The following is a 7,926-nucleotide window of genomic DNA, read 5'->3' as shown; positions in this document are numbered from 1 at the left end:
TAAAAAATGACCGGCTGATCCGGTCATTTAAACTAATCTCCGATATATTTCTGATAAAAATAGTCAGGATTAATTTCCTGCGGTACAACCGCATGGAACCGTAGCCACTCCTGACCATTTTCCATTTTCGTTAGCAAATAGGTTTTAGCCCTATAATCTCGATTATCAACCGATAACAGCTGCACATTCTTTGCTGCGCTTTCTAAATCCTCGCGAGAGTAGGTTTCGGTATAAAAATACTGATCAACAGTAGTAAGTTGACCGTCACCATCATATACTGCCCCAAAGTAAACTGCTCCACAGTCAATTGTAAACTCGAAAAGACCATCTTCGTTTGCAACATCGCTATCTAAAAACACCTTTTTTACAGGCAGTTGGCTCATCTGTTTTCTCATTTTTATCCTCCTAATCCGATATATACATTGCAATTATTCCCGATTGTGGAGTAATTATACAACTGATGATAAAAGATGAGATAAAGAATTTCGCGTATTTTGCGACTTTAGTTAAAACGCAACCGGGCATTGCGGATTCTCGGTCTTGGCCGGAATAAATCGCCATTTTTTCAACATAAAATTTTTGAAAAAAGAAAAGACTCTCGCCATAGCGAGAGCCAATTGACAATATATTTCGCCCTAAAATGCACTTTGCAATAGTGCATTTTTTTATAATAGCAGAACTGATTTAATTCAAAATCATGGAAAAGGCCTCCAATCTCTGAAGGCCTTTAATTTACTGGTGCCGAAGGCCGGACTCGAACCGGCACGTGGGGCTACCACGCTTGATTTTGAGTCAAGTGCGTCTGCCAATTCCGCCACTTCGGCATTATGTTATGTTATCAACAATTGATATCTTATCATTATGTTTAGACAATGTCAAGCAATTTTTAAAAGTCCCTATATGATGCAAATGGATTTCTTAGGAAAAGTTATGACTCTTATCATCAAAGTAAATGGCCTGAATTTCCCTTACAACATCCTTCGTGCGACTTGAGATATGCGGAATTGAATACCCAATAAACAGTGGTGAAGTTACGAAACGCGGCATAATCTTGGTAATAATCTTGTTATCCATTTGGTAGAAAAACAAATTATAGCTAGTGCATCTACGATGAAAATTATTCAATGAATAGTGTGCCATTATCTGTATATAGTCAGCCATTTTCTCAATATCCGCCAGATTATCCAATATGACATTGAACTCAAAAAAGCCGACCTTGGGCTTAGTCGATATATTTAGTTCAACACCAGGTACATTATGTATCCTAATCCCCTCAAACATATCGCGTGTTAAGCGTTCTTGGCAGTTCAAATATTTTAGACCAACTATTTGCATATGAGGGTGACGTATTGTTCCTCCTGACAGCGGACCATGGTTTTTATAAAATATAACGGATGCATACTCACCCGAGTTCTTCATTTCAAGCCATTTTTCTACTCCAAACTTTATTAAAGCATATAAATGTTCCTTAGTGTATAATGACAATTCTGAGTGACATTCCTCTGTTTCAATGAGAACAGTTTGGAAAGCATCTTTCAATACAGGATATTTATTTTTTACTAATATCATTTGCCCGCGCTGTTCAATAATTTCTTCCAACTGATCGCGATCACAAAAGGGGCATTGCGCATTTGTGTTAATTATACTTTCCGGCTTTTGACTGCCGATATCTGAATCAAAGCATAAATGGCTGTGCATTATCATGTTTAGCTCCTTTTGAAAACTAACGTTATCTTAGTTTTCGTGGTTAATTTTAGCAAATCCTGTCACGAAAGATATTATTTCCATTCGTTACCTATGATTACCTTAGTTTCCCATGAACTGCTAACCAAATACAAGGAGGGTTGTTCGAAGTTCTTTCAACTCGATGAAGTTGCCGGGCCGGGATAAAAAGGCTGTCTCCAGCTGTCAAATTTTTCTTACTACCGTCTTGCCACTCAAGAATTGCAGTCCCCTGAAGTAATACCACCCACTCATCCCGGTCTTGGTTAAACCAAAAGCCTTCCGGTGATGCCTGACCAGTTGAAATAATTCTTTCAATTAAGATACCATTGTCCGGTATAAGCTGCTCAAAAACCTCTTCCTCAGGTAGTGTTTCTGGTAAAGCAAAAATATTCATTATTAACCCTCCTGATTTTATTGACACGTCTAAGCAGGAAAAACGATCACAATTGCCCAATAAAGGCTAACATACCGAAAAAGGAGAAGCTGATGCCCAATATTACAATCAATAATATTAACTTTACGTATACACTAGCATATTCAGAACGGCGCAAAACCATTTGTCTTAAAGTTGTTAAGCCAGAGGTTATTGAGGTTATTGTTCCGAAGAAAAACCTTAATTTTGATGTGGAAATAATATTGCGAAAAAAATTTGACTGGCTTAAAAAACACTCCGACGCCTTAAGAACTATCGCTGAAACTTCATTGAACAGTGCCATTTACGATGGAGCATCGATCCTCTTTTTAGGTCAGCCTTACATTCTAAAAATCATTCAAACTGTAGCTGAATGCTGTGTAACTCTAAACGATAACCTTATTTTGGTTAAATTGCCGGCTAATCTTCCAATGGAGTCGAATTGCACTGCAGTATTAGAAAGCTGGTATAAAAAAAACGCTGCTGATATTTTAATTGATAAAACTCGCTATTGGTCTACTCGTTTGGGTGTTAGCCCAACCAAAATTAATATTAAGAATCAAAAGACGCGTTGGGGCAGTTGTTCTAGCCGCGGCTCCCTAAACTATAATTGGCGAATTGTTATGGCCCCGCCTGCAGTCATTAATTATCTGGTAATCCACGAGCTTTCACATTTAATTGTACCAAATCATTCAGGAGATTTTTGGAAGTTGGTGGAAAAACATTGCCCTAATTTTAAAATGAACCGTAACTGGCTTAAAGTAAACGGGCAGCTTTTAATGAGATTCCCATAAAGGATTGATAAAAGGAGCATTTTTTTATCCTATTTGATAGGTTCGATGACTAGTGTTAAAGAAGCAAAAGGCACACTGTTTAGACCGGAATAAAATAGTCCGTCAAGATGCCTACTTTGCTAAAGCTGCAAGTAAGGTAAAAAGAAAAAGCCTAAATCTTATCAGCAATAAGTAACCCCAGTAAAAAGTTAAGCGCCGCACTAAACGTGCGGCGCTTAACTTATTTGTTCCATTTATGTCGCAATATTGTCTGACCTTTGCCTTTACCGCCGCCGCCAAATATAACCCACCCAACTATTACAAGGCCAATTATATTTCCAAGTAAGCCATTAAGAATGTTCACATCAACCAAAATATTGATTAAAGTCAACGCGCCAACAAAAAGCATACTTTTTTTGATATCAATAGATGGGTAGCGTCGCAGTAATAAATAACAAATACCTAACACTACTAAATCAGCTAATACCCATAAAGATACATCCGGAACAATAAACTTAACAAATGAGCCTAAAATCATTACCGTAAATACTTGCAGCCAGACTTGCCTCATTAAAATGCCTCCTTAAATTCAAGTACACAACAAAAATTTCATATAATCATTACTTACCGATTTTCTTATACTTATCCTATCATCCTCCTCTCTTAGCAGTCAAACTTTACTTTGTATCAATTGAAAAATTTCTGATGAAAATTTTAATTTTATTATATGGTTTATACTTTTTGTGCATACTTATATAGTAATTTTAAAATAGGAGTGAAAGCTATGGGATATTCATTCACACTTTTTCAGCCTAAACGAGAAAAAACAGTTAAATCGGATGAGCCTCTTATTGAATTAAGACCAAATGGTCGGATTGTCTTTAATAAAAAGGCTAGCGAGCTATTAAATAATCATCAATTTTGCATGTTGGGATTTGACTCACAAAATATGGCTGTTGGTCTATTACCACTTGCCGAAAATCAAATAAATGCTTTTCCTGTCCGTTATGCTGCAAAAGGCGCTTATATAGGCGCAAAAAAATTTTTTAAGCATTTCGATATATTGCCGAAGCAACTCTGTGAATCTGCACCATTTCATAGCGGTGAATTTATTGGCATCAAACTTTAAAGGAATAAGCGAAAAATAAAAAAGTGAGGTTTTCCCTCACTTTTTTATTTTGCTAAATAGGATAAAGGGTACTTTCTTTTGGCAACCTCCGCATCACCAAACGGGTAATTAAACTTTGGCCCTCGATGTCGATGTCAATATGCTTTGTGTCCGCGAGTCTTTCGACACTATCATGACAATATACTTCAATTCCGTCTACATCCCTTTTAGTGAATTGACTAGTTTCGTGATTTTCCGGTTTTCCCAGTCGCACGGACGGATAGGATATAGTCCTAGGGCCACCTCAGCCAAATGACAATTTCTGCTCGATTTTAGCTAAAATAGCATTACCTTGCTCACTTATAAACTGTTTAGCTAGAGGAGTTAGATTAACGATGATATTTACCTCCTTCCTATTCTAATCGTTAGATAGCTGTTTTAATATATTTTGCCCTAGGAACAGTGAATCTAGCAGCTTATATCCCTGTCAGTTTCGGCCATATCTTTTCTCATATTGTTACTTTGTAGTACATGAATATTTTGGCACTATAAGTATTTATCTAGTATAATATCTAAGTGGTATAAGGCATCGGAAGGAAATGGTTTTGATGTTAAACAGTAATCTCATCAGGTAACTTAAATGTAATCGAAAGGAAATATTATGTCAAAGCAGCGTATTGTCTCAATTGAGTATATTCGGGGTATTTCTATGCTTGGGGTCGTTGGTATCCATACTGGCGCTTTTTCACTTAGTAATCCGAATGTAAATATTCATTTATTTGCCTTATTAGAAATTTTTACTCGCTTTAGTGTCCCTATTTTTTTCTTTGTTTCTGCTTTTGGTCTATTTATAAATCAAAATCTTAATGAATCATTTAACTATTTAAATTTTATGAAAAGACGGTTACGTACTGTTTTTATTCCCTATCTGACTTGGTCACTAATTTATATGGTCCACTACACTTGGGTTAGTGGTGATACAGCAATTTGGCAGCAACCACTGCTATCTGAATATTTTCTATTTGGGCTTGCCTCTTATCAACTTTATTTTTTGGTAATATTGCTCTGGTTCTATGCTCTAATGCCTCTGTGGCGTTTAATTGTACGCAAGACAATAAGTGCTCCAATCCGCAGTTTAACGGTTCTGCTATTCTTACAAATTCTCTTTAATTATTATTCCAGTTATCTCCTCCAGCCATTATCACCAAGCTTTTACATAAATCTCGCCCTACAATATCGTCTAAGTTACTGGGTAGCGCATTACATCTTTATCTTTATATTAGGTGCTATATGCGCAATAAAATATAAAGATTTTTTGGAAATTACCCGCAAAAATCGCGCCGCAATAACAGCATTCTTTTATCTAACACTTTCAGGGATGCTTATCTTTTATTATTACTTACTGTTTGTAAAGGGCTACACACCTGAAGCAGCTGTAAACACAGCCCACCAATTAAGTCCGGTTGGCGTACTTTACACTTTCGCAGCAACTTTATTTTGGTTTTTAATTTTTAGCTTTAACAAAATACCTACCAGACTCACCTCTATTTTTCAATGCCTTGGAGACCATTCGTATATGGTTTATTTAGTTCATCCCATGGTTATGTATTACCTGATTGGCTACATAACTAGCAACAATATTATAATGACAGTCCCCGTCGTAGTTATTTTCTTTATCCTGACGGTGTTGATAAGTTTAAGCGTTGCCGCTTTGGAAAAAAAGCTGTCTCTGTTTATCCCTCTGATTAGCACATTGCTTTTAGGCAGCCGTACAAAAAAAACCGGGTCCTAGACTAGACTCGGTTTTTAACTTTCTATTAACAGCTTTTATTTATCTATTCTCACTACCACAAAAGCGCCAAGTTGGGGTACTAACTTTTGACCAATCCGTTCAAAAAGCTCCGGATTATTTATCGCAAGCTTAGGGGCAAAAGGCGGTATAAATATCCCACCGCGCCATGCAGTTATCTTATGAGGCTTAAGCATATTGCTGATATCATATATACTGTAAAAATGGGCATGAGAAAATATCGTTTTAGTAAATAACGATTTTATTCTACGCTGCATTGACCACAGGCTTAAACTATTTAGAGTTGCTACTACCATATGCCCCCCGGGGCGGAGTATACGATACATCTCATGAAGACATTGTTTGGGTTTTTGAAAAAACTCCATTGCCGTAACACTAAACACAAGGTCAAATGAATTATCATAAAAGGGGATACTAGCCGCGTCCCCCACTACAAATTTAATCTGATCTTGATATAACATTGTTTTCTTTGCGGCAATCTCCAACATTTCCGGGGAAATATCAATACCAACGACTTTGGCACCTAAACGGCATAGTTCTTCTGTATACAGTCCAGTACCACAACCAACATCGGCAACATCCATATCAGCTTTAATGTCAGCAAGATCCATAATCATTTCATGCTCATAATGTTGTACGTAACGGCCATGCGGTGTCGTAAACCACGCGTCATACTTTGCCGCTAGCTCATAAAAGTAATTGCCATTCATAAACCTAATCGCTTCCTATCCTTGTCCGCCACAAGTATTGGCTCTATCAAACTGTTATTATCCAAAATACATCGCCGCGCTTGACGCTGCCTAGTGCTTTGCCAGTACAATAGTAAACACTGACAGTATTTTTTTATCGACTTTTTTAAACCTGTTGTTTGAGGATTGGCAATCCAAGCTTCATAAATTTCTGTTATGACATCCCCAGTACTGCTAGTCATGTCCTGGCGGGCTTTTAACTCGGCTAATAGTATACATTCACGAACAATTATAAAGAGCCTTTTTCGCCGGTAATCATCTGAATACTCACAAAAGGTCAATTCATCTGTCAAAATATAACGCCCAGTGTCCAGCATCGGTAATAGTACGCTAAACGCTTCAGCCATTTCTCGTCGGGAAATTGCAAGAGATGAAACCTGACCAACAGCACTTACTGCCTTTCGCCATATAACTATATCATAGCTTTTTGCCGCTAATTCTAATATAAACTGGAGAATAAGCGGCGTCACTTTATTGTGTTGGTTAAGACAGGCCGTGCCGGCAGCCTTTGAAGATTCCCCAACTATTGCACTAACACCAGCAGATGTAATCGTCTGATTGTCAAAAAAATCGTGGCAAAGCCTGGCTACTGCTTCGAGAGCAATATCATCGCCATTTTTAGCTATTTGATGCAGCCAAGTAATAAAAACCCCTTCAATTTCCTCAGGAAATTTTAAACCAGAAGAACTTGTCCAAGCTTTAAAACGGGTTGCTAATTCCCGGAATAATTGATGATCTTGGCGGCGAAGCGCAAGTGTTCCAATTATCCGGATTGAATTTAGAATAGCCGACAGGATTTTCTGGTCATTAGTACATTCAGTACGGCTAACGACATCAAAGACCGTCTCCAATATTTTTGCAAGTAAAAAATTATATTTAAGCCGGGCTGCCCAAAAAGCTATAAGCGTTAGCTGCTCTATCGCTAATGACAAATCTTGGGCCGCCAGATTACGGAGTAACGGTCTGAATGCACCAAGAGCAATTACAGCAATATCAGGCTGTTTGTTGCGCATAGCCTTTACAATGATGCTTCCTAGCCGTTGATATTCATTTGGACGCTGTAAACCGCTGCCATAGGCTAATTTCAACAAATCAACAGCCTTATAAGTACGGGCAGCATTCGCATCCTCCATACTTACATTGACCAGCATATGCATTTGTTGCAATAGTTTATTTACCGTTTGCGTAGAGGGGATGCGGGATTTTAGGTATCTGTCAAGTTTTGTTTCAGCCAAGTTTAGGCGGCGGTCTGGATTTTTAGCATAAAACCAGACCGCCGCAACACAGATTATTAAGATAGTCACTATTGACGCTACCCAAATTAGCATAAGACCCTCCGCACCTAATCC

General features: G+C 37.8%; 9 protein-coding genes and 1 tRNA gene. 3 read left to right on the top strand and 7 right to left on the bottom strand.

What is annotated here, in order from left to right; all coding sequences use genetic code 11:
- Positions 1–32 precede the first annotated feature (32 nt).
- The 4 genes from GX348_01025 to GX348_01010 all read right to left on the bottom strand — a co-directional run bounded on the left by GX348_01025 (position 33) and on the right by GX348_01010 (position 2,122).
- Entirely contained in the window at positions 33–395 is a 363-nt protein-coding gene (locus GX348_01025; GenBank protein NLP40779.1) for a hypothetical protein, read from the bottom strand.
- Positions 396–736: 341 nt separating this feature from the next.
- A tRNA-Leu gene (locus tag GX348_01020) sits at positions 737–824 on the bottom strand.
- Between the two features lie 94 nt (positions 825–918).
- Entirely contained in the window at positions 919–1,704 is a 786-nt protein-coding gene (locus tag GX348_01015) for a DUF4931 domain-containing protein (GenBank protein ID NLP40778.1), read from the bottom strand.
- Positions 1,705–1,801: 97 nt separating this feature from the next.
- The gene (locus tag GX348_01010) at positions 1,802–2,122 is read right to left on the bottom strand and encodes a cupin domain-containing protein (protein NLP40777.1); all 321 of its coding nucleotides are present in this window, start codon (positions 2,120–2,122) and stop codon (positions 1,802–1,804) included.
- An 89-nt stretch (positions 2,123–2,211) separates the two neighbouring features.
- Between GX348_01010 and GX348_01005 the strand changes: the two genes are divergently transcribed.
- Positions 2,212–2,931, top strand: a complete 720-nt coding sequence (locus tag GX348_01005; protein ID NLP40776.1) for a M48 family metallopeptidase — start codon at positions 2,212–2,214, stop codon at positions 2,929–2,931.
- 220 nt (positions 2,932–3,151) lie between these two features.
- On the opposite strand, the gene GX348_01000 is transcribed toward GX348_01005, so the two are convergent.
- Complete coding sequence (locus GX348_01000) at positions 3,152–3,481, bottom strand: hypothetical protein (protein NLP40775.1); 330 nt, start codon at positions 3,479–3,481, stop codon at positions 3,152–3,154.
- A gap of 213 nt (positions 3,482–3,694) precedes the next feature.
- Between GX348_01000 and GX348_00995 the strand changes: the two genes are divergently transcribed.
- Together GX348_00995 and GX348_00990 are read left to right on the top strand one after the other, a co-directional pair.
- Entirely contained in the window at positions 3,695–4,039 is a 345-nt protein-coding gene (locus GX348_00995; protein NLP40774.1) for a hypothetical protein, read from the top strand.
- Positions 4,040–4,679: 640 nt separating this feature from the next.
- Entirely contained in the window at positions 4,680–5,810 is a 1,131-nt protein-coding gene (locus GX348_00990; GenBank protein NLP40773.1) for an acyltransferase, read from the top strand.
- A 35-nt stretch (positions 5,811–5,845) separates the two neighbouring features.
- Here GX348_00990 and GX348_00985 read toward each other — a convergent pair whose 3' ends face one another.
- Positions 5,846–6,538 carry a class I SAM-dependent methyltransferase gene (locus GX348_00985; protein NLP40772.1) on the bottom strand — a complete coding sequence of 231 codons (693 nt, stop codon included), beginning with the start codon at positions 6,536–6,538 and terminating at the stop codon, positions 5,846–5,848.
- Positions 6,535–7,905: a hypothetical protein gene (locus tag GX348_00980; GenBank protein ID NLP40771.1), complete on the bottom strand. Its 1,371-nt coding sequence runs from the start codon at positions 7,903–7,905 to the stop codon at positions 6,535–6,537. Before GX348_00980 ends, GX348_00985 begins: the two co-directional genes overlap by 4 nt.
- Positions 7,906–7,926 lie beyond the last annotated feature (21 nt).

The organism is Veillonellaceae bacterium (assembly GCA_012523975.1).
GTDB lineage: Bacteria > Bacillota > Negativicutes > JAAYSF01 > JAAYSF01 > JAAYSF01.
The sequence above is the reverse complement of the archived record's forward strand: the minus strand, read 5'-3'. Positions and strand labels throughout refer to the sequence as shown.

Coding starts and splice junctions, on each gene's coding strand:
- GX348_01015 (NLP40778.1), bottom strand. CDS start 1,704: ATGATAATGCACAGCCATTTATGCTTTGATTCAGATATCGGCAGTCAA.
- GX348_01025 (NLP40779.1), bottom strand. CDS start 395: ATGAGAAAACAGATGAGCCAACTGCCTGTAAAAAAGGTGTTTTTAGAT.
- GX348_00995 (NLP40774.1), top strand. CDS start 3,695: ATGGGATATTCATTCACACTTTTTCAGCCTAAACGAGAAAAAACAGTT.
- GX348_00985 (NLP40772.1), bottom strand. CDS start 6,538: ATGAATGGCAATTACTTTTATGAGCTAGCGGCAAAGTATGACGCGTGG.
- GX348_01000 (NLP40775.1), bottom strand. CDS start 3,481: ATGAGGCAAGTCTGGCTGCAAGTATTTACGGTAATGATTTTAGGCTCA.
- GX348_01005 (NLP40776.1), top strand. CDS start 2,212: ATGCCCAATATTACAATCAATAATATTAACTTTACGTATACACTAGCA.
- GX348_00980 (NLP40771.1), bottom strand. CDS start 7,905: ATGCTAATTTGGGTAGCGTCAATAGTGACTATCTTAATAATCTGTGTT.
- GX348_00990 (NLP40773.1), top strand. CDS start 4,680: ATGTCAAAGCAGCGTATTGTCTCAATTGAGTATATTCGGGGTATTTCT.